Raw genomic sequence first — 24,669 nt, 5'->3', positions numbered from 1 at the left:
AGTCGGTTGCTCATCGCGTCGTGTCGCTCGTCGGGTCGCGGTCCTGCGTTCCCGTGCAAAACGGTCATGCTGCCATCCCCCGTACGGTGGCGACATGGGTGTTGGCACGGATGGACACGACCGCTCGACAGACGCGAAGCTGACCGGGACAGCGGCGTCGCCGAAGCTCGGAAGGGCCGGAGGGACAGGAAGGGACGGACAGAAGGACGTGTCGCTGTTCCGGCGGATCTTCCTGCTCAATGCCGCAGGCCTGACCGTGGCCACCGCGCTGCTGCTGGGTCCGGTCACCGTGTCGACGCCGATACTGCCGGGCGAGGTGCTGGTCGTCGTCGCGGGACTCGCGGTGCTGCTCGTCGTCAACGCGTTCGTGCTGCGGATAGGACTGGCCCCGCTGCAACGGCTCGGCCGGGCCATGGCCACCGCCGACCTGCTGCATCCCGGGGCCCGGGCACCCGTCACCGGCCCCCCGGAGGTCGCCGGGCTGATCACCACGTACAACACCATGCTCGACCGGCTGGAGACCGAGCGCGCCACCAGCTCGGCCCGCGCGCTCTTTGCGCAGGAGGGCGAGCGCCGGCGTATCTCCCAGGAGCTCCACGACGAGGTGGGCCAGACCCTGACCGCCGTGCTGCTGCAGCTCAAGCGGGTCGCCGACCAGGTGCCCGGGGAGCTGCGGGAGGAGGTGCGGCAGGCGCAGGAGGCGACCCGCGGCAGCCTGGACGAGATCCGGCGCATCGCCCGCCGGCTGCGCCCCGGGGTCCTGGAGGAACTCGGTCTGCACAGCGCGCTGCGGTCGCTGGCGGGCGAGTTCACCACGCACGGCCTGTCCGTACGTCACGACCTCGACGGAGATCTGCCGCCGCTGACCGAGGAGACGGAACTCGTGGTCTACCGGGTGGCTCAGGAAGGGCTCACCAACACAGCCCGGCACGCGGGCGCCGATCACGCCGAACTGCGGTTGCGGCGGGTCGTCGGCGAGGACGGTGGTGACGGCGGTGGTGACCGCGGCTACGGCGTCGAGCTCCTCGTGCGGGACAACGGCAAGGGCCCCGGCCGGCTGCGGGAGGGGGCGGGGATCAGCGGTATGCGGGAGCGCGCCCTGCTGATCGGCGCCACGCTCTCGGTCGGGGTCGGGCCGGGGGCGGGCACCGACGTACGGCTGCGCATCCCGACGAAGACAGGGGCGAAGACAGGCCCGCAGACCGACGCATCGACGACAGGCGCATCGAAGACAGGCGCATCGAAGACCGGCGTACCGCCGCAGCTCCGCGCCGCGACCGCTTTCGAGGGAGACCGATGACGTCCGTGCCGCCCAGGTCGTCCGTGCCGTCCATGCCGTCCAGGTCGTCCGTGCCCGACCGGCAGCCCGGCGGGGACCGGCCCACCCGGGTTCTGCTCGCCGACGACCACACGCTCGTACGCCGTGGCGTACGGCTCATCCTGGACGGCGAACCGGACCTGAGCGTCGTGGCCGAGGCCGGGGACGGTGCCGAAGCGGTCGCGCGGGCCCGCGACACGGACGTGGACCTCGCCGTCCTCGACATCGCGATGCCCCGGATGACCGGCCTCCAGGCGGCCCGCGAACTCTCCCGCCGCCTTCCCGACCTGCGCATCCTCATCCTGACGATGTACGACAACGAGCAGTACTTCTTCGAGGCGCTCAAGGCGGGGGCCTGCGGTTACGTACTGAAGTCGGTCGCCGACCGCGATCTGGTCGAGGCTTGTCGGGCGGCGATGCGCGACGAGCCGTTCATCTATCCCGGCGCCGAGACCGCGCTCGTACGCACCTATCTGGAGCGGATGCGGCGCGGCGAGGCACTGCCTGTGCGGACCGTCACCGACCGCGAGGAGGAGGTGCTCAAGCTGGTCGCCGAGGGCCATACGACGAAGGAGATCGCCGAGCTGCTCTACATCAGTGCCAAGACCGTGGAGAGCCACCGGGCGAACCTGCTGCAGAAGCTAGGCCTGCGCGACCGCCTCGAACTCACCCGGTACGCGATCCGGGCCGGGCTCATCGAGCCGTGACCTGGGCCGGACAGGGAGAGGGCCGACCTGGGCCGGAAAGCGAGAGGGCCGACCCGTGCACGGGTCGGCCCTCTCTTGGCGGTGCCGCCGGATCACTTCACCGTCACGAAGACGGTAGGCGAGACGACCTTGCCCGCCATGACCCGAAGCTGCTCCTTGCCCTTGTTGTTGAACTTGGTGACCAGGGAGTAGCTGCTGCCGTTCTTGAGCGCGGTGCTGGACTTCACCGCGGTCCACTTACCGTTGTGCATGCGCATCAGCACCACCTTGGTACCGACCTTCACTCCCTTGGCGCGTCCGGTGAACGTCACCGCCTGGCCGACCTTCACCTGGTCCTTGCTCGCCCTGGCAGTGATCGAGCCGTTGGCCATCGGCATGCCGGTCCTGGTCGGCTTCGCGGTGCTGGTCCTGGTGGGCTTGGCGGTTCCGGTCATGGTCGGCATGGCGCTGCTGGTCATGATCGGCTTCGGTCGCGGTGAGGCCGCGCCCGGGGACGCGGCGAAGGCTCCCGCCGTCCCGGCCGACAGTAGAGTGACGGAGAGCGCGCCGGCGCCGATCGCCTTGGCACAGCGGTTGCGGAGTGTGGAATTCACGTGTGACTCCTGACGTGACGGATCCCCCCACAAACGGATCACGCCCATATGGGCGAAATGTTCGCTTTTGAGGTTATCCACGTCAGGGCCGAGCCTGCGACCGGACGAGGGTTCGAACCCTGTGCGAAAAGCATCAAAAAACCCTCACTATCGGACAAAAACGCCTGGTCGGTGGCGTTTGCGGAGGGTTGCCAACATATTACCCAGTGTCCATGGCCGGCCGATGAGTCCGCGGTGGTCAGGAGCGAGGGCGCATATCCGCGCCGTACACCGTGCGGTAGTCCGGGACGACGATCCGGCTCGCCGGGGACTCCCGGTGCACCTGGGCGAGGAAGCCGTCCAGGTCCATCGACGGGTCGCGGCGCGGTGGCTCGCTCAGTGGCTCCTCGAAGTTGTCCCAGTGGACGGGGACGACGACACCGGGGCTGCCCAGGGCGCGCAGCAGTCGGGGTACGTAGTGGTGGGTGGCGGTGCTGGAGGGGACGGCGACCATGGCGAGATCGGGGCGGAGTCCCTGGACCGCGCGCTCGGAGAAGTCGCTGGCCCCCATGAGGAACGCCGAGGGCCCACCGCTGCCGGCCGTCACCTGGAAGGCGAGCGTGTCGCCCTCCGGCAGCTCCGCGATGGTCCTCGCAGGCGCCGCGGGCGGGGTGTCGAGCGTGCCGGGGGCGAAGTAGGTGTACTTCTTGTTGCGGCTGTGGAGGCCGGCGGCGACCTCGACGGTGATGCCGTCGAAGTCCAGCACCTCGCCTCCCTTCACCACGGAGATCTGGCCCGGGTCGACACCGAACGCGACCAGCAGGTGGTAGGTGGTCTCCGTACCGACGACGCGGGCGCCGGTGGACTTGGCGATGTACGGCACGTCGGCGAGGTGGTCCCAGTGGGAGTGGCTGACCAGGACGAGTTCGGGGGCTCCGATGTGTTCCCGAACCACCTCGGGGTCGGTGCTCAGCTCCGTGTCCGCGCGGAAGGCGCCGTCGAACAGGCCGGTCTTGAACCGGGTGAGGTACGGGTCGAAGAGCACGGTCCGGCCGTCGACGTCGATGCGCCAGCCGGAGGTGCCCAGCCAGCGTAAGGACGCCGCCGCGGACGCCGCTGCCGCGGACGGTGACGCCGACGATATCGACGTCGACGCGGTGGCAGGGGCTGTGGCGGTGCCGGCGGGAAGGAGTGGGACAGCGGCGCCGAGCGCGGCACCTCGCAGCAGGCTGCGCCGGCCGAGCATCGAGTCTCTCTGCGTGTCTGCGGTGTCGCTCATGGCGTCAGCAGATCAGGGATCGACCTCCCGCGTCCAAGATCGAAACGGTGTCCTCGCGATACGCGAGCGCATATGAGACCTGGTCAGACGCCCTCGCTCCGCAGGAAGTCGACGGCGATTCCGGCCGCGGCGCCGATCGCGGCGTCCACCCTCGGCCGGGAGGCGGTCAGCTCACGGGTACGGGCGAAGACCGACACCGCGTAGCACCCGCCGTCGGGATACCGGACGACTCCCGTCTCCATGTGCAGCCCCGGCAGGGTCCCGGTCTTGGCCGCGATCGTCACATCGTCCGGGAACCCCGACACCAGCCGGTGCCGAAAGACCTGACGACTCATCAAGTCCCGTATGTGGGAGCAGGCTTCGGGAGCACCCGCTTCGTCGCGCCAGATCAGACGCAGCAGTTCGCTGGTCTCGCGGGGCGTGCTCGCGTTGGTGCGCAGGGGATCCAGTACGGCCAGCCGTCTCTTGCGGTCGTCCGGCAGGGCGGGGTACCGGACGGCGAACTCCCGCTCGTCGCCCGCCCCGACCTCCGAGAGCATCGAATCGAGCACGTCACGCGGACCGCCCACGATCCTGGTCCGGTCGAGCCCGAGCTCCTTGGCGAGCAGCCGTACGGTGTCCAGCCCGACCCGGTCCAGCAGCAGATCCGCCGCCGCGTTGTCACTGACCGACATCGCGAAGAAGGCCAGATCGCGCAGCGACAGCTCGACGTCGTCCGCGCAGCCCGCCGTGCCCCAGCCACCGAGCCGGTCGGCCGCCGTCACCCGTACCCGTTCCCGCGGGTCGAGCTGCCCGGCCGCCACCTGCCGGGCGAACTCCAGGACCAGCAGCACCTTGAAGATCGACGCGATCACGACGGGCTCGTCCGCGCCGACGGCCACCTCCCGCGCCTCCCCCGGTGGCCAGGTGCCGACGGGGACCGCGTGCAGGAGACCCTCGGCGCCCGCTCTCGCGAAAACCTCGCGGATCCGCTCCTCGACCACTCGTTCGCCCGCCCCCTCGCGTAAGGTCCCTCACCGTGGATCTCTTGCGCCACCTGCGTCTTTTCGTCACCGTAGCCGAGGAGCTGCACTTCAGCCGGGCCGCCGACCGGCTGGGCATGGCCCAGCCGCCGCTCAGCCAGGCCGTACGGAGGCTGGAGAAGGAGCTCGGTGCCGAGCTGTTCGACCGGGCGCACCGCCGGATCCGGCTGACTGCCGCCGGGGCGGTGCTCCTGGACGAGGCCCGTGAACTCCTCGCCCGTGAGGAGCGGTTGCGGGTGCTGGCCCGGCGTGCCGGGGACGGCGCCCTGGGGACCCTGCGCGCGGGCGTGCCGCCCGACACCACGGCCGCCGTGCTGTCCGCGCTGCTCGCTGCCTGTGCGGAGCGCTCTCCGGGGCTGTCCGTCGACCTGCAGGAGGTCACCACGGAGGAGCAGGTGCGGCTGCTGGCCTCCGGCGGACTCGACGTCGGGCTCGTCCATCAGCCCGTGGACGCCACCGAACTGCGACTCGGTCCCGAGGTCCCGGTGGATCTCGGAGTCGTCCTGCCCCGCACCTCACCGCTGGCCGGGCTGCCCGAGGTGGCGCTCGGCGAGCTGGCCGGCCACGATCTCGTGCTCTTTCCGCGGGCCCACGCCCCTGGTTGGTACGACCGGATTCTCGACGTCTGCCGCGGCGCGGGCTTCGTGCCCGGTCGGTTGCGGCACGCGTCGAACTCCGAGTTCCTGCTGGCCCTGGTGACGGCGGGGCACGGAATCGCCTTCGACCAGGGGCCGGTGGCCCGCAAGGAGCCCCGTGTCGCCTGGCGCCCCCTGGCGGGCCGTCCCCTCACCCAGCGGCTGAGCGGCGCGTGGCCCGCCGGCCGCGCCGTCCACCCTGCTGCGCGCTCCTTCGCGGAACTCGCGGCCGACGTACTGACCCGCGACCGCACCGCGACCCTGGGCCGAGACGACCGGGCGCGCCCCGTGACCCCGGGCCGAGACGACCGGGCGCGCCTCGCGGCACCGGGGAGTGCGGACGGGGCCCGCCCGGTGGACGGACCGACCCGCCCGTGGTCGGTCGTGTACGGCGAGGGCTTCGGCTGGTAGGCGTGGGTCGAGGTCACGCCTTTGATCCGGGGGTCGATTTCGCGACGCCGATCCGGGGGCCGATGTCACGACCCTGATCACGCGCGCCCGGTCGTCGGTTCGCCGCGGATGACATCCCAAGGGGTCGACCGCGGCGAACCGACGCCGAATCAGCCGTCGATGCGGTGCTGGGTCCAGAACGAGGTCAGGTCCGTGGTCGTGGCGGCCTGGGCGGCCGCCTTGAACTCGGCCGTGGTCGAGACGCCGTACCAGTGCGAAGTGGCGTAGTCCTTCAGCACCTTCGCCATGGTGGTGTCGCCGAGGACGCGCCGCAGATCGTGCAGGGCGCACTTGCCGTAGCCGTAGACGACGGTGGAGTACCGGGAGGAGTGTGCGTCCCAGTAGGCCATCGAGTTGGTGATCTTCTCCGCCGTCGAGGCCCAGGAGACGCTGTTCCAGCAGTTCGTGCCGGTACTGCCCAGCGCCAGGTCGGTGGCGTAGTCGGTGAACGCCTCGTCCAGCCACGGGCTGTTGTACTCGTCGTCGCCGACGATCCCGTAGAACCACTGGTGCCCGATCTCATGGGTGAGCGCCGTGGTGGAGACCAGGTCGAGGACGAACCCCGGGTACTCCATGCCGCCGAACCAGAAGTTGTTGTCGATGACGGCGTCCAACTCGCCGTACGGGTAGGCGCCGAAGCGTCCCGCGTGGGCGTCCACCGCGGTCTTCGCGGTGGTGAGCATGGACTGTGCGCTGGACGAACTGATCCCCGAGACCGAGTAGATGTTGATCGGGGTGCCCGCCGTCGACGTCCCCGAGATCTTGGTGAACGGGCCCGCCGCCCAGGCGAAGTCACGGACCTTGGAGGCGGTGGCCGTGGTGACCGTGCGTCCGCTGGATCCGGGGGTGTCCACCGAGGTGCCCGTGGCCGGGACCAGCAGGGTGGTCGGGTGGTCGAGGGTCACCTTGAAGTCGGCGGCCAGGGAGTAGAACGACTCGCCGTTGTTGGTGTACGGGTCCAGGTGCCAGCCCGAGCCGTCCTTGATGGCGAGAACCGGCAGCGCGTTGCCGATCATGCTGAACGCGCCGTCGTGGCCGAAGCGGTCGGCACCGCTGGGGACGGTGATCCCCAGGTCGAAGCCGATCGTGGTCGACTGGCCCTGCGCCAACGGGGTCGGGAGGGCGATCTGGAGGGCCGTGCAACCGACCGACAGCGCACCCGCGGTGCCCCCGGTGACGTTGCTGACCGCGATCGGCATCGCGGAGCAGGTGCCGTGGTAGTTGTCCCACAGCCTCAGGTACACCTCGCTGAGCGCGGTGGAGGAGGCGTTGGTGAACGTCGCGCTCTCGTGGCCCGTCCAGACCGTGCCGCTCGTGTTGCTGCTCAGGCTGACGGTGTACGAGGGGGCGGCCGGCGTGCGCGTGGAGTCCGCCGGCGGGGTCGTGCCGCCGGAGGTGTCGAGGGCGATGTCGTCGAGGACGAAACTGGTCTGGAGGCTGGAGTCCTCGGTCCCGGTGAAGGCGAGGCTCACGGTCTGGCCCGCGAACGCCGACACGTCGAACGACTTCTGTACGTAGCCGGTGGCCTTGTTGAGGTTCGAGTACGTCGCCAGTGTCGTACTGCCGATCTTCGCCGTCAGCTTGTCGTACGCGGTCGACGAGGTCGTCTCGGCGGTGTCGATGTGCAGCCAGAAGGTGAGCGTGGCGCTGCTGCACCCGGACGGGATCGTGACGCTCTGCGAGAGGGTGTCGGTGTGGGTACTGCCCACACCGTTCAGCCAGGCGAAGCTGGTGCCGCCATGGGCGCTCTGACCGGAACGGCTGGTGATCACGGTCGACGACGACTGGGTCCAGGGCGAAGTCCCGCTCTCGAAACCACCGTTGGTGACCACCTGGGCCGGAGTGCAGTCGGCGGCCAGTGGTGCCGTGGGCGGCGCGGCTGCCGCCGGGGTGACAGGGAGCAGGGCGGCGGCCAACGCGGCGATGCCCAGTGCGCTCACGGCGAGGGCCTTGTGGGGGGTCGGTCTCACACGAAACTCCTTTGAGGCGGCCGGGATTCCGGCCTGCTCGGTGGCCGCCCTGACGGCCTGGGTGCGCCGGGGGCAGCCGGGGGCTGCGCGCATCGCTTGCGCGATCGCTGGGGTGAGATTTCCGTTGCGTCTCCCCGTGGTCAGGGCGACGGCTGCGGGAAGCCTGGCAGATTTGACCGGGGCATGCCATCAGTGACGGGTAAAAGTGTTCGCTGACCTGAAGTGTTCGGGCTCCGCCCGCGGCCGAGGGCGGTACGAGTCCGTCGAACTCGGTGATCGGTGATGGGTGATGGGTGCAGAGTGATCAGTGATCAGTGATCAGTGATCGCGGCGTGCGGCGTGCGGGCCGAGCTGCCGGGTGCAGGCGTCCCGCGCCGGGGCGGACAGCAGGTCGCCCGCCCCGGTGAACAGCCGGTACAGGGACGGGCCGTACCGCTCGGCCAGTTCCGCGTTGTGGGCCAGTACGTCGAGCTCGTTGGCGGCGGTGATCTCCAAGAACGCTCGCAGGTCGTCGTCCGCGGGGACGTGCTCGCGGCCGGTGAAGCGATCACGGAAGACCACGGGCCGATCGCCCCCGATCCGGGGAAGGACGGCGCCGCGGTCGCAACTCGCGTAGAGGTACACCAGCGCCTCGGCCCGGTCGCCGATCAGCTCCGCCAGGGTCGCCCGCTCGGCGACCGGTAGCAGGTACGGATCGAAACCGTCGGTCCCGTACGCGGCATGGCACAGCCCCGCCGCCTGGACCACGGGGTCACCGCCCCAGTCGGCCAGGATCCGCCGGACCCGGCCGAGATGCTCCAGCAGCGTGCCGCCCGGATGCGGCATCTCGGCGGTGCCCCGCGCACGCAGGAAGGCTTCGGCACGCGACCACCGGGACGCGTCACCGTTGCCGGTCTCTTCGGGAACCTCGCGCACTTCGGGCATTTCGGTCACTTCGGCCCCTTCGGGATGACGTTTCAACGTCTCGGCAGGCCACTGAGAGACTCCCACCATGGAGACGAGTGCGGGGGCGGACCGGACAAGGCCGGGCCGTTCCATGGAATGGGCGCTGCGCTCTGCGGAGCACGCGGATGTCGAGGTGATCGCCGAGCTGCGGGCGACGGTGATGCGCCCCGACCTGGAGCGGTTGGGCCGGTTCGACGAGAGTCGGGTCCGTCGGCGGCTGCGGGAGTCCTTCTCCCCGGAACACACGTCGGTCGTCATCGCCGACGGCGACTTCGCGGGCTGCGTCACGCTGAGGCCGGCCGAGGACGGGCTGTGGCTGGAGCACTTCTATCTCGTCCCGGACTTGCAGAGCCGGGGGCTCGGTTCGGCGGTCCTGCGCACCCTGCTGGACCGCACCGACGCCGACGGCCTGCCCGTCCGTCTGAATGTCCTGCAGGGCAGCGCCGCCCGGCGACTGTACGAGCGCCACGGGTTCACCGTGGAGGTTCAGGACCCGATCGACGTCTTCATGGTGCGACGACCGGGCGCGGGCATCCCCGCCCCGTGAGGGGAGAGGCCCATGAGGGGAGAGGCCCATGAGCGGAGAGGCCCATGAGGGATGAAGGGGTCTGTTCCTAGGCCGCGTTGCGCCAGACCTTCACGTCCAAGGTGGCGTACGTCGTCCCGGACGAACCCCGATACGTCACGAGCCCCACGTGCCCCGTCCCGCTGACCACGCACATCTGCTGGCCGGCGGTGAGGTCCTTGACCCAGAGGTAGCTCTTGTAGCCGGTCGCCGCCTTGCACGCGTCCAGGCTTCCCTGCCGCCCCACGGGCAGCAGGGCGAGGGAGCTGCCGGAGTCGGTGCCGGGGGCGAGGACCGCCCCCGAGGAGTAGACGGCGTACGTCAGATCCTCGTCGGAGGTCCCGGTGTCCGCCTTGGACCGCACCGGGGTGTCCGCGAGATACAGGTCGTGGCTCGCGGTCATCCGGATCCCGGAGTACGCCACCGGAACGGGGACCGTCGGGGCCGCGGGCTTGCTGGACGCGACGGTCGGGGGAGCCGAGGTAGCGGTCCGCGTGGGCGTCGGGGGCCCCGAAGGGCTGGGCGGCAGAGCGGACTTGGCCGTCTTGGGCTTCTTCGAGGCCCGGGGTGACGGGGAGCCGGACGCCGACGGCGAAGCCTCGGCGGGCGTGGCCGACTGCGACGCGGCCACGTCCTGTGCCCGGTTGTCGTTCTTGTCGCCGTCCCCCGGGACGAGCAGCAGCGCGGCGGCCGCCCCACCGGCGACGAGTACGACCGCGGCTGCCGCCAACACCCAGCCCCGGGCCTTGCGGCCCTTGCCGCCCGTGCCGACCGAGGAGGTCTGTGCGGCGTCCGGCTCCTGCGGCTGCTGCCAGGGATGCGGAGCGTACGGACCCGGCGTGGCCCCTGGCCCCATCACGAAGGGTCCGGGCAGCGCGGCATGGGACGGCGCGGTGGGGGAGTAGGCCATCGGAGGCCCGAAAGCGCCAGGACCGCCAGGACCGGCGGGACCGAAGGCGCCGGATCCAGCGGGTCCGAAAGCCCCCGAAGCCCCCGAAGCCCCGGAGGTCCCCGAAGCCCCCGAAACGTGGGCGTCCGCAACCGCCTCCGCCCGGGCCCGATCGGCGCCTTCGGCCCGAGCCGCGATACCCGCCGCCAGCTCACCCGACAGCCACGCCCCGGACGCGGAGCGCGCTTCGGCACCGAGATCCGCCTGGATCGTCTGGACGGAGCGTATGGCCTCCTCGACGGAAGGCCGCTCGGCGGCGGGCTTGCGCAGACACCGTGCCACCAGCTCCCGTATCTCCACCGGCACGCGGCTGAGATCCGGCTCCTCGTGCACCACCCGGTAGAGCACCGCATGCGGATCCCCGTCCCCGAAGGCGGCGCGGCCCGTCGCCGCGAACACCGCGGTCTGCCCCAGCGCGAACACGTCGGCCGACGGCATGGCATCCCCGCCGAGCACCTGCTCAGGCGCCATGTAGGCGACGGTTCCCAGGGCCGTGCCGCTCATCGTCACCGACGTGGCGTCCGCGGCCCGCGCGACACCGAAGTCGATGACCCGCGGGCCGTCGGCGGCGAGCAGCACGTTCGACGGCTTGAGGTCCCGGTGCACGATGCCCTCGCGGTGCACCGCCTGCAGGGCCTCCGCGACACCGGCGATCAGCCGCAGCACGGTGTCGAGGGGCAGCGGCCCGTGATCGCGTACCGCGTCGGCGAGGGAAGGCCCCGGCACATAGGCGGTCGCGCACCACGGCATCGCACCCCCGGTGTCGCTGTCGACGACCGGAGCCGTGTAGAGCCCGTGCACCCGGCTCGCGGCGGCGACCTCGGCCTGGAACCGCTTCCGGAACTCGGCGTTCTCGGCCAGCTCCGGCCGGATCACCTTGACCGCGACGGCCCGCCCGCCCGGCGTGTGCGAGAGATAGACCCGTCCCATGCCCCCGGACCCGAGCCGGGCCACCAGCCGGTAGCCGCCGACAACCCGAGGATCGCCGTCCTCCAGAGGCTGGAAACTCTCCACATCGGCCCCACCGTCGCTCAACACGCCCCACTCCACCCCGAGATCCCGTTCTGTGGTGCCCCATTGCATCACGGGCCCCCTCGGCCCCGTGGGGACGGCCGCCGACCTCGTGGCCGGGCCCGGCCCGCTCCTCGAAACCCTCGGACGGGGGCTCTCCCGAAACCCCCTACCCTTGGAGGCATGACCAGCAGCAGCGACCGGAGTCAGGCAGTGGACGTTCAGGAACCCAAGACCTATGAGGTGCGCACCTACGGGTGCCAGATGAACGTCCACGACTCCGAACGGCTCTCCGGGCTCCTCGAAGGCGCCGGTTACGTGCGCGCGCCCGAAGGGTCCGACGGTGACGCGGACGTCGTCGTCTTCAACACCTGCGCCGTCCGGGAGAACGCCGACAACAGGCTGTACGGCAACCTCGGCCGCCTCGCGCCGATGAAGACGAAGCGCCCCGGGATGCAGATCGCCGTCGGCGGCTGCCTGGCCCAGAAGGACCGCGACACCATCGTGACGAAGGCGCCCTGGGTGGACGTCGTCTTCGGTACGCACAACATCGGCAAGCTGCCGGTCCTCCTGGAGCGCGCCCGCGTGCAGGAAGAGGCACAGGTCGAGATCGCCGAGTCGCTGGAGGCGTTTCCGTCCACGCTGCCGACCCGCCGCGAGAGCGCGTACGCGGCCTGGGTCTCCATCTCCGTGGGCTGCAACAACACCTGCACCTTCTGCATCGTCCCGGCGCTGCGCGGCAAGGAGAAGGACCGCAGGACCGGCGACATCCTCGCCGAGATCGAGGCACTGGTCGGCGAGGGCGTCTCCGAGATCACGCTGCTCGGGCAGAACGTCAACGCGTACGGCAGCGACATCGGCGACCGCGAGGCGTTCAGCAAGCTGCTGCGGGCCTGCGGGCAGATCGAGGGCCTGGAGCGGGTCCGGTTCACCTCCCCGCACCCCCGTGACTTCACCGACGACGTCATCGCCGCCATGGCCGAGACTCCGAACGTGATGCCGCAGCTGCACATGCCGCTGCAGTCCGGTTCGGACCCGGTCCTGAAGGCGATGCGCCGGTCCTACCGGCAGGACCGCTACCTCGGGATCATCGAGAAGGTGCGCGCCGCCATTCCGCACGCCGCCATCACCACCGACATCATCGTGGGCTTCCCCGGCGAGACCGAGGAGGACTTCGAGCAGACCATGCATGTGGCGCGGGAGGCCCGCTTCTCGGCGGCGTTCACGTTCCAGTACTCCAAGCGCCCCGGTACCCCGGCCGCCACCATGGAGAACCAGATCCCCAAGGAGGTCGTCCAGGCGCGCTACGAGCGTCTCGTCGCCCTCCAGGAGCAGATTTCCTGGGACGAGAACAAGAAGCAGGTCGGCCGCACCCTGGAGCTGATGGTCGCCGAGGGCGAGGGCCGCAAGGACGGCGCCACCCACCGCCTCTCCGGCCGTGCCCCCGACAACCGCCTGGTCCACTTCACCAAGCCCGACCAGGAAGTACGCCCCGGTGACGTGGTCACCGTCGAGGTCACCTACGCCGCCCCGCACCACCTGCTCGCCGAGGGCGCCGTCCTGGACGTGCGCCGCACGCGCGCGGGGGACGCCTGGGAGAAGCGCAACGCGGCCGAGGCGCCGAAGCCCGCCGGTGTGATGCTGGGGCTGCCGAAGATCGGTGCCCCGGAGCCGCTGCCGGTCGCCACCGGCAGCGGGTGCGGCTGCGACTGACCCCGGGACGGCTGTGACTGACCCCGGGGCGGGGGGCTCCCGGACCGGCCGCGCGGGGTTACGCTGCCGATCATGCTCGTAGCCGCCGCAGTCTGCCCCTGTCCGCCGCTGCTCGTCCCCGAGGTCGCCGCCGGTGCGGCACCGGAACTGGCCGCCGCGCGCGCGGCCTGCACGGACGCTCTGGGGGTACTGGCCGCCTCGCGCCCCGACCTGCTGGTGGTCGTCGGGCCCGCCGGGCAGAGCGGGCGCGGGCCGTACCCGCAGGGGGCGCCGGGCTCGTTCCGCGGGTTCGGTGTGGACCTCGACGTACGTCTCGGAGGTTGGGCGTCGCGTGTCGGGGCGCCGGAGCGTCCGCTTCCGCCCTCGCTCGCCGTCGCCGCCTGGCTGCTGGAGCGCACAGGCTGGTCCGACGCCCCCGTCGAAGGCCTTGGGGTGGGAGAACCTCTCGAGGCCGAGCGCTGCGTCCAGACGGGGGCGGGGATCGTCGCGCGCGCCGACCGGGTGGCCCTGCTGGTGATGGGTGACGCCAGCGCGTGCCGGACGCTCAAGGCACCCGGCTATCTCGACGAACGCGCGGCGGGCTTCGACGCGGAGGTCGCGCGGGCGCTGGGTACGGCAGACGTGGCGGCCCTGAAGGCGCTGGACGCCGAGCTGGCGTACGAACTGAAGGTCTCCGGGCGGGCCCCCTGGCAGGTCCTCGCGGGCGCGGCCGAGGGTGCGGACCTGGGCGGCGCCCTGCTGTACGAGGACGCGCCTTACGGGGTGGGGTACATGGTGGCGGCCTGGTCCTAGGGAGCGTCGAGTTCCTAGGGGTCCTCTGGGGCGTAGCGGTCCTGGGGCTCCGTCCGAGAAGGCCGTCGGCCGACAGAGCCGAGCCTCGCTACGGCTGGCTGGACATGGCGGCGCGGACACGGTGGCCCGGACACGGCGGCGCGGACACCGTGGCCCGGACACGGCGGACGGCCGGGAGCCCGGTGCGCTCCGCGGCCGTCCGCCGATGTGTGCCGATATGTACCGATATATGCCCGTCAGGGCGTCGGAGGCGGTGGGGGCACGTCCGGCGGCGGCGTGACGCCGTCGGTTTCCTTGTGCGCGAGTCGGTCCATGGCGCCCTTGGCCTTGCCGGTGCCCGTCTGGATCTTGTCGCTGTACTTGCCCTTGGTCTTTTCGTCGACCACCTTCGCGGCCTTGTCGAGACCGTGCGTGACCTTGTCCCCGTGCTGTTGCGCGAGGTCCGAGACCTTGTCCTTGGCGGGTGCCAGTTTGGCTTTCAAATTGTCCAGGAGACTCATGGTCCACCTTCCCTCGCGGGACAGTTACGTGCGGGCGCTTTCGCCGGCCTCGTTGTCCGCGGCCTTTTCGGCGGTCTGCTGCTGGGGGATCTCGACGTCATCCTTGGCGGTGGTCTCCGCGGGCTCGGTCGCCGCGACCCCGCCTTCGTTCCCGGAGCCTCCCGGGCTCTCGGAGCCTTCGGACTTCTCGGATGAACCCTTCGCCTCCTCCGTCACCTCCGCCTCGGGATCGGCCGTTTGTGTGTCGGCCTGCACCGCGGCGGTTGACGCCTCCTCCGTAGCCTTCGACCTTCCAAGAAGTCGTGCAAAAACGCCCATATCCACTCCATACGTTACTCGTGAGGGCGAAATTCCGCGTCACCCGGTGCGTCCCATTGCGTCGCACGGGTCACCGGCTCTCGAAAACCGGCGGCTGGAACCTCGCAACAGGCAACGACCCCGGGCCCGTGGCGTCACGTAGCTCGTTCGAGAAGAGGCCCCGAGGTTTGCGAGACTGGGGCGGTGAGTAGCGCACCCCCCGCCCCCCGTGTCATCGCCGTCGTAGGACCGACCGCCGCAGGAAAGTCCGATCTGGGCGTGTACCTCGCCCAACGGCTCGGCGGCGAGGTCGTCAACTCCGACTCCATGCAGTTGTACCGAGGGATGGACATCGGTACCGCCAAACTGACGCCGCAGGAGCGCGGCGGGATCCCGCACCACCTTCTGGACATCTGGGACGTGACCGTCACGGCCAGCGTCGCCGAGTACCAGCGGCTCGCCCGCGCCCGCATCGACGCGCTGCTCGCCGATGGCCGCTGGCCGATCCTGGTGGGCGGCTCCGGGCTGTACGTCCGTGGGGCCGTCGACCATCTGGAGTTCCCCGGCACCGACCCCGAGGTGCGGGCCCGGCTGGAGGAGGAGCTCACGCTGCGTGGCTCCGGAGCGCTGCACGCGCGTCTGGCCACCGCCGATCCGGAGGCCGCGCGCGCGATCCTGCCCAGCAACGGCCGCCGTATCGTCCGCGCCCTCGAGGTCATCGAGATCACCGGAAAGCCCTTCACTGCCAACCTCCCCGGGCACGACTCCGTGTACGACACCCTGCAGATCGGCGTCGACGTCACGCGCCCCGAGCTCGACGACCGCATCGCGCGCCGTGTCGATCGCATGTGGGAGGCGGGGCTCGTCGACGAGGTGCGTGCGCTGGAGGCGCACGGACTGCGTGAGGGGCGTACGGCCTCGCGTGCGCTCGGGTACCAGCAGGTGCTCGCGGCGCTCGCCGGGGAGTGCACCGACGCCGAGGCGCGCGCCGAGACCGTACGCGCCACCAAACGCTTCGCGCGGCGTCAGGACTCCTGGTTCCGGCGCGATCCCCGGGTGCACTGGCTGAGCGGCGCTGCGGCGGATCTCACAGAACTCCCGGAGCTCGCCCTGGCGTTGGTCGAACGACCGGTCACAGCCTGATCACGTCATGGCATCGGGACGCTCCGGCCGCCGTCCGGGCCTTCGGCGCCGTGCCATCATCGAGCTTCGATCGACCAAGTGGAGTCCGAGTTGGGAGGGCGCGTGGCGATGGAGGCCGGCCCTCGCGACACCGCACAGGACGCGGAGCACGACACCGCGCAGGAGCAGCAGAAACCGCAGGAACGGCTGGAGCCGCTGGAACGTCAGGATTTCGCCGGAGACCGACCGGGCCCGGACGGGGACCTGCTGGGCGGCGCCGGTGAGCGGCTCGGTGGCGGCGGTGCTCCGCTGAGCTCCGACGGACCCGACGAGCCTTCCGGCGGTGTGAGCGCCGACGGGCCGGCACCGGACGAGATGGTGCCGGCCGAGGTCGAGGTCGAGCTGCGCCCGCAGCGGCGACTGCGGATCTGGCAGCTCGCCCCGATCGTGATGCTGGCCGCGACGGGCTCCTTGATGTTCGCCTTCCCGCTCGCCTTCGAGTTCGGTGACGGCGGTGCGGTGGTCGCCATGCTCGGCCTGCTGATCTGCTCGTGCGCCGCGGGCTGGGGCATGATGGCCGCCCGCCGGGTCGGCTACGTCTGGCCGGGCCTGCCGCCGCGGGGCACCGGCCGCCGGCTGGACTGGCGTGTCGTGCTCGCGTACGTCGTGGTGGTCGTGGCGGTGGCGGTACTCGCCGTCTGGCGCGTCGCCCGCCTCCGCTGAGGTCCGCCTTCACCTGGGTCTCCTGCCGGGACCGTGGTGTCGGACCGACCCCGTAGGATCGAGGAATGAGCACGCGGATCGCCTTCCTCAAGGGGCACGGGACCGAGAACGACTTCGTGATCGTCCCGGACCCGGAGAACGCCATCGACCTGCCCCCGACCGCCGTGGCCGCCCTGTGCGACCGCCGCGCGGGCATCGGCGGCGACGGTCTGCTGCATGTCGTTCGGTCCGCCGCGCACCCCGAGGCCAAGGAGATGGCGGCCGAGGCGGAGTGGTTCATGGACTACCGCAACGGCGACGGCTCGGTCGCGGAGATGTGCGGCAACGGAGTGCGGGTGTTCGCGCGCTACCTCCAGCGTGCCGGACACGTGGCCGAGGGAGACATCGCGGTTGCCACGCGCGGGGGCGTGAAGCGCGTGCACCTCGCCAAGGACGGCGCCGTCACCGTCGGCATGGGCAAGGCGGCCCTGCCCGAAGGGGACGTCACCGTGAGTGTCGGCGAGCGCAGCTGGCCCGCGCGCAACGTCAATATGGGCAACCCGCACGCCGTCGCCTTCGTGGACGACCTCGCGCACGCCGGCAACCTGTTCACGCCGCCGCCGTTCGCTCCGGCCGCGGCCTACCCGGACGGGGTGAACGTCGAATTCGTGGTCGACCGGGGGCCGCGGCACGTCGCCCTGCGCGTCCACGAGCGCGGCTCAGGGGAGACCCGGTCGTGCGGTACGGGCGCGTGCGCCGTGGCCGTCGCGGCGGCCCGCCGTGACGGAGCCGACCCGGCCGTGACGGGGACTCCGTCGACGTACACCGTCGACGTGCCCGGTGGCCGCCTGGTGATCACCGAGCGCCCGGACGGCGAGATCGAGATGACCGGCCCCGCGGTGATCGTCGCCGAAGGCGAGTTCGACGCGGAGTGGCTGGACACCGTGCAGTTCTGAACGGACGTCTTCTGAACGGACGTCCCGGGCGATGGCGTAACCCTCGTTCCTTCCAAAACCTCGCGTCCGTAAACCCCCTGAACCTTCGCTCGAATGGGTGATCCGTTTCACGCTCGGCGAGAGGCGGTCAGCCGGGCGTGGTGGGCTCGGTAGCATCAAGCACCGGCCCGGACGGGGGAATCGGGACCAACCCCTGAGCCGTGTACGCCATGGGGCACCCCGTCCGCCGGTCTACGCAGCCGGAGGTGCCCATGAGTGCGGAGGCGACGAACCCCGCGACGCCAGCCCCTGCAACGCCCTCCCCCGGGCTCTCGGCCTCACCCCCACTCTCGACTTCGCTCGAGCGGGGGGACCCCCATGAGCAGGGGGTACCCCCATCGCACCGCAGGAAGAGCCGTCCTCGGATCGATCTGCGCCGCCTCGGCCGCGCCGCGCTGCTCGGCACGACGTCCCGCGACCGGCTGCCCGACGCGATCGGTCACGTGGCCGAGGCGCATCGCGCGCACCACCCCGACGCGAACATGGAACCGCTGCGCCGGGCCTACGTACTGGCGGAGTCCTCGCACCGCGGCCAGATGCGCAAGAGCGGTGAGCCGTACATCACCCACCCGCTCGCGGTCACCCTGATCCTCGCCGAACTCGGCGCGGAGACCACGACGTTGACCGCCTCCCTGCTCCACGACACCGTCGAGGACACGGAAGTGACGCTGGATCAGGTGCGCGAGGAGTTCGGCGACGAGGTCTGCTATCTCGTCGACGGCGTCACCAAGCTGGAAAAGGTGGACTACGGGGCGGCCGCCGAGCCCGAGACGTTCCGCAAGATGCTCGTCGCCACCGGCAACGACGTCCGCGTGATGTCGATCAAACTCGCCGACCGGCTGCACAACATGCGCACGCTCGGCGTCATGCGCCCCGAGAAACAGGCGCGCATCGCCAAGGTCACCAGGGACGTGCTGATCCCGCTCGCCGAACGGCTCGGCGTCCAGGCGCTCAAGACCGAGCTGGAGGACCTCGTCTTCGCGATCCTGCATCCCGAGGAGTACGAGCACACCAGGGAACTGATCGTCGACAACGCCTCGCGTGCGAGCGACCCGCTCGCCGAGATCGCCGAGGAGGTGCGCACGGTCCTGCGCGAGGCCGGTATCCCGGCCGAAGTCCTCATCAGGCCACGGCACTTCGTCTCCGTGCATCGCGTGTCACGCAAACGCGGGCCCATGCGCGGCGCCGACTTCGGACGTCTCCTGGTGCTCGTGAACGAGGACGCGGACTGCTACGGGGTCCTCGGTGAACTGCACACCTGTCTCACCCCGGTCGTCTCGGAGTTCAAGGACTTCATCGCGGTCCCCAAGTTCAACCTGTACCAGTCGCTGCACACGGCCGTCGCGAGCGGCGACGGTGAGATCGCCGAAGTCCTCATCCGCACCCACCAGATGCACAAGGTCGCCGAGGCCGGGGTCATCGCGCTCGGCAATCCCTACGCTCCTCCTTCGGAGGAGCAGTCGGACGAGCAGTCCGAGGGCCGGCCGGGCGTCGGCGGACGCCCTGTGGACGGCGAGCGGGTGGACCCCACCCGCCCTGGCTGGCTCTCCCGGCTCCTCGACTGGCAGGAGGGCGCCCCGGACCCGGACACATTCTGGTCCACGCTGCGCGAAGACCTCGCCCAGGACCGCGAGATCACCGTCTTCCGCGCCGACGGCGGCTCGTTGGGCCTTCCGGAGGGCGCCAGTTGTGTGGACGCCGCCTACGCGCAGTACGGCGAGGACGCGCACGCCTGCATCGGCGCCCGCGTCAACGGCCGCCTGGCGACGCTCAGTACGGTCCTGAAGGACGGCGACACCGTGCAGCTCCTCATGGGCCAGGACCCCGCCTCGGAGCCCTCCAGAGAGTGGCTGGAGCACGCGCACACGCCCGCCGCGCGGATCGCCATCCAGCGCTGGCTGGCCGCACACCCCTCACCCGTCACCACGGAGGACCCGGCGACCCGGGAAGCCCCGGAAACCACCGAGACCCCGGCCGCGGCCGGCAGACCGTCCGTCGAGACACCCACGGCCCGCCCCACGGACGGGTCCGCCGCCCGCACCGACGCCCCCCGTCCCGCCGCCGCGAACGCCGTCGTCGACCTGCCCGGCGCCTCCGTACGCCTCGCGGGCTGCTGTACGCCCGTACCGCCCGACGAGGTGACCGGCTTCGCCGTACGCGGGGGAGTGGTGACGGTCCACCGCGTGGAGTGCGCCGGAGTGGCGCGCATGAAGAGCTCGGGGCGCGCGGAGGTGGCAGTGCGCTGGGGCGACACCACCGAGTGCCGGGTCACCCTGGTCGCCGAGTCCTTCGGACGCCCGCATCTGCTCGCCGACCTCACCGAAGCCATCGCCCTGGAGGGCGTCGCGATCGTCTCGGCGACCGTCGAACCTCCCAGCCAGCAGCGCGTACGCCACACATACACACTGCAACTCCCGGACGCGGCCCACCTTCCCGGGTTGATGCGCGCGATGCGCAACGTGCCGGGCGTGTACGACGTGAGCCGGGCGCAGCACGCGGCGGCTGCCACGCAGTAGCACCCGATCGAGTGGGCCCGGCGCGAGTCGTCGCCGCGGGGCCGGTGCGCGCTGGTAGCCGTGGTCCATGCTGCTCACCCCCCGCACCAGGAACCGTCGTATCCAGGGGGCGCTCCTCGCCTCCGCCGTCTCGGTCTGTCTCGTCGCCGCGAGCGCCCCGTCCCCGGCCACGCCCCTCGGCATCGGTGACCACCTCTTCCCGAACCTGGGCAATCCCGGGTACGACGTCAAGTCGTACGACCTCTCCTTCACCTACCCCGGCGTCAACGACAAACCGCTGGCGGCCGTCACCACGATCGACGCCGTGACGTCCGAGCGGCTCGAGCGCGTCAATCTGGACTACACGCATGGCACGGTGGAATCGGTCGAGGTCAACGGCGCGCCGGCGACGTTCACGAGCGCCGGGGAGGACCTGGTGGTGACGCCCGAGCAGCCGGTGCCCGCGGGCGGCTGGATGCGGATCACCGTGCGGCACTCGAGCGATCCGGTCACCACCGGGAACGGGGACGGCGGGTGGGTGCGGACGAAGGACGGCCTCGCCATGGCCAACCAGGCCGACGCCGGGCACATGGTCTTCCCGTGCAACGACCACCCCTCGGACAAGGCGATGTTCACCATCCACGTCACCGCGCCCGACGGGTACACCGCCGTGGCCAACGGCCTGCCCACCGGGGTCGACCGGGCCGGCAAGTCCACCACGTGGACGTACCGCACCGCGCACCCCATGGCCACGGAACTCACTCAGGTGTCCATCGGCCGCTCCAGCGTGCTGCACCGGGAGGGCCCGCACGGCCTGCCGGTCCGTGATGTCGTGCCCACCAAGGACCGCGAGCTGCTCGAACCGTGGCTCAAGAAGACGCCCGACCAGATCGCCTGGATGGAGAGCAAGGTCGGCCCGTACCCCTTCGAGACCTACGGGCTGCTGATGGCCCAGGCGCAGACCGGCTTCGAACTGGAGACGCAGACACTCTCTCTCTTCGAGAAAGAGCTCTTCGCGGAGCCCGCGCTGCCCAAGTGGTACGTCGAGTCGATCATGGTGCACGAGCTGTCGCACCAGTGGTTCGGCGACAGCGTCAGCCCCCGCGTCTGGTCCGACCTGTGGCTCAACGAGGGCCACGCGACCTGGTACGAGGCCCTGTACGCCGAGGAGAAGGCGGACAAGCCCATGGAGACCCGCATGAAGGCGGCCTACCGCGCCTCCGACTCCTGGCGGGCCGCCGGGGGGCCGCCCGCGGCGCCCAAGGAGCCCGCCCCGGGACAGAAGATCAGCATCTTCCGGCCGATCGTCTACGACGGGGCCGCGCTCGCCCTGTACGCGCTGCGCCAGGAGATCGGACACTCCACCTTCGAGCGCCTGGAGCGCACCTGGGTCGCCCTTCACCGGGACGGCACGGCCACGACCGCCGACTTCGAGCGGCTCGCTTCCGACCTCGCGAACCGCGACCTGAGCGGGTTCTTCCGGGCCTGGCTCTACGGCACGAAGACGCCGCCGATGCCTGGGCACCCGGACTGGAAGAGTGACGCCCCGAAGGCACGCAAGGGCGCCTGAGAACTCGGATGACGAGACGGGACGTGCCGTGCGACCATCGTCGGGTCGGCGGCGCGGCCCCGGGAAGGGTTGGCCCGACGGAATCCGGGAATCTCCCGGTGGTCCCGGACGTTCTTCCTTGTGACGGGCGGTGTCCGTCGCCGAACAGGCTTCACCAGTGACGCCATCGATACCACCAGTGACGTATCGGTGTCCCCATCGACGTAAGGATCCAATGACCTCCTCTTCTTCCCCTTCCCAGGACGCGCAGAGCCTCGCGCAGAACTACCCCGAAGGTCTTCGGGCCGATGCCCTGATGGAAGAGGACGTCGCCTGGAGCCACGAGATCGACGGAGAGCGGGACGGCGAACAGTTCGATCGCTCCGAGCGCGCGGCGCTGCGCCGTGTGGCGGGCCTGTCCACCGAGCTCGAGGACGTCACCGAGGTCGAGTACCGACAGCTCCGTCTGGAGCGCGTCGTCCTCGTCGGTGTGTGGACCACGGGAACCATTCAGGACGCGGACAACTCGCTCGCCGAGCTGGCAGCCCTCGCGGAGACCGCGGGCGCGCTCGTGCTCGACGGCGTCGTCCAGCGGCGTGACAAGCCCGACGCGGCCACGTACATCGGATCCGGCAAGGCCAACGAGCTGCGGGACATCGTCCTGGAGACCGGCGCCGACACCGTGATCTGCGACGGTGAGCTGAGCCCCGGCCAGCTGATCCACCTCGAGGACGTCGTCAAGGTCAAGGTCATCGACCGTACGGCCCTGATCCTCGACATCTTCGCCCAGCACGCCAAGTCCCGAGAGGGCAAGGCGCAGGTCGCGCTCGCGCAGATGCAGTACATGCTGCCGAGGCTGCGCGGCTGGGGTCAGTCGCTGTCCCGTCAGATGGGCGGCGGCAAGGGCGGCGGCCTCGCCACCCGTGGTCCCGGTGAGACCAAGATCGAGACGGACCGGCGTCGTATCCGCGAGAAGATGGCGAAGATGCGCCGGGAGATCGCGGACATGAAGACCGGCCGCGAGATCAAGCGCCAGGAGCGCCGCAGGAACAAGGTGCCCTCGGTCGCCATCGCCGGCTACACCAACGCGGGCAAGTCCTCCCTGCTCAACCGCCTCACGGGCGCGGGCGTGCTCGTCGAGAACGCGCTGTTCGCGACCCTCGACCCGACCGTGCGCCGGGCCGAGACCCCGAGCGGGCGGCTGTACACCCTGGCCGACACGGTCGGGTTCGTACGCCACCTGCCGCACCACCTCGTCGAGGCGTTCCGCTCCACGATGGAGGAGGTCGGCGCCTGTGACCTGATCCTGCACGTGGTGGACGGCTCGCACCCGGCGCCGGAGGAGCAGCTGGCCGCCGTGCGCGAGGTCATCCGCGACGTGGGCGCGACCGACGTGCCCGAGATCGTGGTGATCAACAAGGCGGACGCGGCCGACCCGCTGGTCCTTCAGCGGCTGATGCGGATCGAGAAGCGTTCCATCGCGGTCTCGGCCCGCACCGGGATGAACATCGACCAGCTGCTCGCGCTCATCGACAACGAGCTGCCCCGCCCCTCGGTCGAGATCGAGGCGCTCGTGCCGTACACGCACGGCAGGCTGGTCGCGCGCGCCCACTCCGAGGGCGAGGTGATCTCCGAGGAGCACACCCCGGAGGGCACCCTGCTCAAGGTGCGGGTGCACGAGGAACTGGCGGCCGACCTCGCGCCGTACGTTCCGGCGCCCGTCGCGCTCTAGACGCCCGCTTCCGCAGGGACGACGTACGAAGGCCCGCACCCTCTCGCAGGGTGCGGGCCTTCGCCGTGGCCGGGTGGGCGCGGCGCCTACTGTCCGCCGTACCGCTTGCTCATGTTCTCGTAGAGCGCCTGCGCGCCCTTGCCGAGCTGCGGCCCCGCGAGCCAGGTGTTGTCGGCCGGGCCGATCGAGGTGTTCGAGACCAGCTCGGTCCTGCCGCCGACGACCCGGAACCAGCCGCCGCCGGAGGAACCGCCGGTCATCGTGCAGCCGATGCGATACATCGTCGGCAGGCTCGGGCTCAGCGACAGCCGCCCCGGCCGGTCCACGCACTTGAACATCTTCAGACCGCTGTACGGCGGCGCGGCCGGGTAACCCCACGCGCCCATGGTGCTGACGTCCCGGGCGGAGGGCGCCGAGAAGTCCACGTCCAGCGCGTTGCCGACCGTCTCCTCCAGGGACTTCGAGCCCTGCGCCGGCTTCACGTGCAGGAGCGCGTAGTCGTACGGGGCGCCCGTGCCGCCCGTCTCGTCGCCGCCCGCGATCCACTCGTTCGAGGTGGAGGCCCAGTCGGCCCACCACTCGCCGTACGGGGCGATCTGCGCGGCGGAGGCGTTCCTCAGCTCGGACTCCGACCTGCCCTGGTCGTTGTACGCGGGCACGAAGGCGATGTTGCGGTACCAGCCGCCCTTGCCCCCGGCGTGCACGCAGTGGCCCGCCGTCCACACCAGGTTGGACTTGCCCGGGTGGTTGACGTCCTTGACGACGGTCCCGGAGCAGACCATCGAGCCCTTGGGGGAGTCGAAGAAGACCTTCCCGACCGGGGCGGCGTGGTCGTGGTACGGGGTCTTCTCCGCCGTGGCCTCGACCGGCGCCGGATCCGGGTCGCTGACGCCCTGGTCGGCCGCCGCGTCCTTCGCCGAGATCGTCTTGTCCGGGTCCTTGGCGGACTTCATGCGCTCGGGCTTCCAGAGCCCCGCGATCACCGGGTTGACGAAGTCCTTGGCCTCACTGAGCCACTTGTCCTTGTCCCAGTTCTTCCAGCCGCCGTTCTTCCACTGGTCGACGTCGATGCCGTGCTCTTTGAGCTTGCTCTTGATGTCGTCCGGGATCCTGATCTTGTCGTCGCCGTTGTGCGACGAGGAGGCGCTGGACCCGCTCGCCTTGTCGTCGCCCGAGTTGCAGGCGGTGGCGGTGAGCGCCAGGGCGGCGGCGAGGCCGGTGGCGATGAGAACGCGGCGCCGGCCGCGCCCACGTACGGAACGCATGCTGGTGCAACCCCCGTTGAAGTGCTGACACCTCACTATGCCCGGGCAATTGGGGGCGAACGGCGGTGGAGTGGTGAAGGTTTC

General features: G+C 70.8%; 21 protein-coding genes. 12 read left to right on the top strand and 9 right to left on the bottom strand.

What is annotated here, in order from left to right; genetic code table 11:
* Positions 1 to 208: 208 nt before the first annotated feature.
* Positions 209 to 1,300 carry a HAMP domain-containing sensor histidine kinase gene (locus ACIRA5_RS41065; protein ID WP_403699938.1) on the top strand — a complete coding sequence of 364 codons (1,092 nt, stop codon included), beginning with the start codon at positions 209 to 211 and terminating at the stop codon, positions 1,298 to 1,300.
* 32 nt (positions 1,301 to 1,332) lie between these two features.
* Entirely contained in the window at positions 1,333 to 2,025 is a 693-nt protein-coding gene (locus ACIRA5_RS41060) for a response regulator (RefSeq protein ID WP_403700023.1), read from the top strand.
* A gap of 92 nt (positions 2,026 to 2,117) precedes the next feature.
* Here ACIRA5_RS41060 and ACIRA5_RS41055 read toward each other — a convergent pair whose 3' ends face one another.
* The 3 genes from ACIRA5_RS41055 to ACIRA5_RS41045 all read right to left on the bottom strand — a co-directional run bounded on the left by ACIRA5_RS41055 (position 2,118) and on the right by ACIRA5_RS41045 (position 4,859).
* Positions 2,118 to 2,618, bottom strand: coding sequence for a hypothetical protein (locus ACIRA5_RS41055; RefSeq protein ID WP_403699935.1), 501 nt, complete (start codon positions 2,616 to 2,618; stop codon positions 2,118 to 2,120).
* 238 nt (positions 2,619 to 2,856) lie between these two features.
* Positions 2,857 to 3,876 (bottom strand): MBL fold metallo-hydrolase, encoded by a 1,020-nt coding sequence (locus ACIRA5_RS41050; RefSeq protein WP_403699932.1) that lies wholly within the window; start codon positions 3,874 to 3,876, stop codon positions 2,857 to 2,859.
* A gap of 83 nt (positions 3,877 to 3,959) precedes the next feature.
* Complete coding sequence (locus ACIRA5_RS41045; protein WP_403699929.1) at positions 3,960 to 4,859, bottom strand: serine hydrolase; 900 nt, start codon at positions 4,857 to 4,859, stop codon at positions 3,960 to 3,962.
* A gap of 44 nt (positions 4,860 to 4,903) precedes the next feature.
* Here ACIRA5_RS41045 and ACIRA5_RS41040 point away from each other — a divergent pair, with 44 nt between their 5' ends.
* Positions 4,904 to 5,944 carry a LysR family transcriptional regulator gene (locus tag ACIRA5_RS41040; RefSeq protein WP_403700020.1) on the top strand — a complete coding sequence of 347 codons (1,041 nt, stop codon included), beginning with the start codon at positions 4,904 to 4,906 and terminating at the stop codon, positions 5,942 to 5,944.
* A gap of 149 nt (positions 5,945 to 6,093) precedes the next feature.
* Here ACIRA5_RS41040 and ACIRA5_RS41035 read toward each other — a convergent pair whose 3' ends face one another.
* The gene (locus ACIRA5_RS41035; RefSeq protein WP_403699926.1) at positions 6,094 to 7,953 is read right to left on the bottom strand and encodes a M1 family aminopeptidase; all 1,860 of its coding nucleotides are present in this window, start codon (positions 7,951 to 7,953) and stop codon (positions 6,094 to 6,096) included.
* Between the two features lie 318 nt (positions 7,954 to 8,271).
* Positions 8,272 to 8,877: a DUF6817 domain-containing protein gene (locus ACIRA5_RS41030; RefSeq protein ID WP_403700017.1), complete on the bottom strand. Its 606-nt coding sequence runs from the start codon at positions 8,875 to 8,877 to the stop codon at positions 8,272 to 8,274.
* A 67-nt stretch (positions 8,878 to 8,944) separates the two neighbouring features.
* Between ACIRA5_RS41030 and ACIRA5_RS41025 the strand changes: the two genes are divergently transcribed.
* Positions 8,945 to 9,445, top strand: a complete 501-nt coding sequence (locus tag ACIRA5_RS41025; RefSeq protein ID WP_403699923.1) for a GNAT family N-acetyltransferase — start codon at positions 8,945 to 8,947, stop codon at positions 9,443 to 9,445.
* Positions 9,446 to 9,512: 67 nt separating this feature from the next.
* On the opposite strand, the gene ACIRA5_RS41020 is transcribed toward ACIRA5_RS41025, so the two are convergent.
* Entirely contained in the window at positions 9,513 to 11,450 is a 1,938-nt protein-coding gene (locus ACIRA5_RS41020) for a protein kinase (RefSeq protein WP_403699920.1), read from the bottom strand.
* Between the two features lie 156 nt (positions 11,451 to 11,606).
* On the opposite strand from ACIRA5_RS41020, the gene miaB reads away from it, so the two are divergent.
* Together miaB and ACIRA5_RS41010 are read left to right on the top strand one after the other, a co-directional pair.
* On the top strand, positions 11,607 to 13,136 hold the full coding sequence (miaB, locus tag ACIRA5_RS41015) for a tRNA (N6-isopentenyl adenosine(37)-C2)-methylthiotransferase MiaB (RefSeq protein ID WP_403699916.1): 1,530 nt from the start codon (positions 11,607 to 11,609) through the stop codon (positions 13,134 to 13,136).
* A gap of 72 nt (positions 13,137 to 13,208) precedes the next feature.
* Positions 13,209 to 13,928, top strand: coding sequence for a class III extradiol dioxygenase subunit B-like domain-containing protein (locus ACIRA5_RS41010; protein ID WP_403699913.1), 720 nt, complete (start codon positions 13,209 to 13,211; stop codon positions 13,926 to 13,928).
* 236 nt (positions 13,929 to 14,164) lie between these two features.
* Here the strand turns inward: ACIRA5_RS41010 and ACIRA5_RS41005 are convergent, their stop codons facing one another.
* Positions 14,165 to 14,428, bottom strand: a complete 264-nt coding sequence (locus tag ACIRA5_RS41005) for an antitoxin (protein ID WP_355309410.1) — start codon at positions 14,426 to 14,428, stop codon at positions 14,165 to 14,167.
* Positions 14,429 to 14,452: 24 nt separating this feature from the next.
* Positions 14,453 to 14,683: a gliding motility protein gene (locus ACIRA5_RS41000; protein WP_403699910.1), complete on the bottom strand. Its 231-nt coding sequence runs from the start codon at positions 14,681 to 14,683 to the stop codon at positions 14,453 to 14,455.
* 246 nt (positions 14,684 to 14,929) lie between these two features.
* Here ACIRA5_RS41000 and miaA point away from each other — a divergent pair, with 246 nt between their 5' ends.
* From miaA to hflX, 6 genes are all read left to right on the top strand, one after another.
* The gene (gene miaA / locus ACIRA5_RS40995; RefSeq protein WP_403699907.1) at positions 14,930 to 15,868 is read left to right on the top strand and encodes a tRNA (adenosine(37)-N6)-dimethylallyltransferase MiaA; all 939 of its coding nucleotides are present in this window, start codon (positions 14,930 to 14,932) and stop codon (positions 15,866 to 15,868) included.
* A 108-nt stretch (positions 15,869 to 15,976) separates the two neighbouring features.
* A complete protein-coding gene (locus tag ACIRA5_RS40990) occupies positions 15,977 to 16,570 on the top strand; it encodes a hypothetical protein (RefSeq protein ID WP_403700014.1) in 594 nt (197 codons plus the stop codon).
* A 65-nt stretch (positions 16,571 to 16,635) separates the two neighbouring features.
* Entirely contained in the window at positions 16,636 to 17,505 is an 870-nt protein-coding gene (dapF, locus tag ACIRA5_RS40985; protein ID WP_352051049.1) for a diaminopimelate epimerase, read from the top strand.
* 251 nt (positions 17,506 to 17,756) lie between these two features.
* Entirely contained in the window at positions 17,757 to 20,060 is a 2,304-nt protein-coding gene (locus ACIRA5_RS40980; RefSeq protein WP_403699903.1) for a RelA/SpoT family protein, read from the top strand.
* A 67-nt stretch (positions 20,061 to 20,127) separates the two neighbouring features.
* Positions 20,128 to 21,609, top strand: coding sequence for a M1 family metallopeptidase (locus tag ACIRA5_RS40975; RefSeq protein WP_403699899.1), 1,482 nt, complete (start codon positions 20,128 to 20,130; stop codon positions 21,607 to 21,609).
* Positions 21,610 to 21,823: 214 nt separating this feature from the next.
* The gene (hflX, locus tag ACIRA5_RS40970) at positions 21,824 to 23,320 is read left to right on the top strand and encodes a GTPase HflX (RefSeq protein WP_403699896.1); all 1,497 of its coding nucleotides are present in this window, start codon (positions 21,824 to 21,826) and stop codon (positions 23,318 to 23,320) included.
* Positions 23,321 to 23,406: 86 nt separating this feature from the next.
* Here hflX and ACIRA5_RS40965 read toward each other — a convergent pair whose 3' ends face one another.
* Positions 23,407 to 24,585: a trypsin-like serine peptidase gene (locus ACIRA5_RS40965; RefSeq protein ID WP_403699893.1), complete on the bottom strand. Its 1,179-nt coding sequence runs from the start codon at positions 24,583 to 24,585 to the stop codon at positions 23,407 to 23,409.
* Between the last annotated feature and the right edge of the window lie 84 nt (positions 24,586 to 24,669).

The sequence above is a fragment of the Streptomyces sp. NPDC096311 genome, assembly GCF_044763085.1.
Lineage (GTDB): Bacteria > Actinomycetota > Actinomycetes > Streptomycetales > Streptomycetaceae > Streptomyces.
This window is presented reverse-complemented; position numbering and strand designations above follow the sequence as displayed.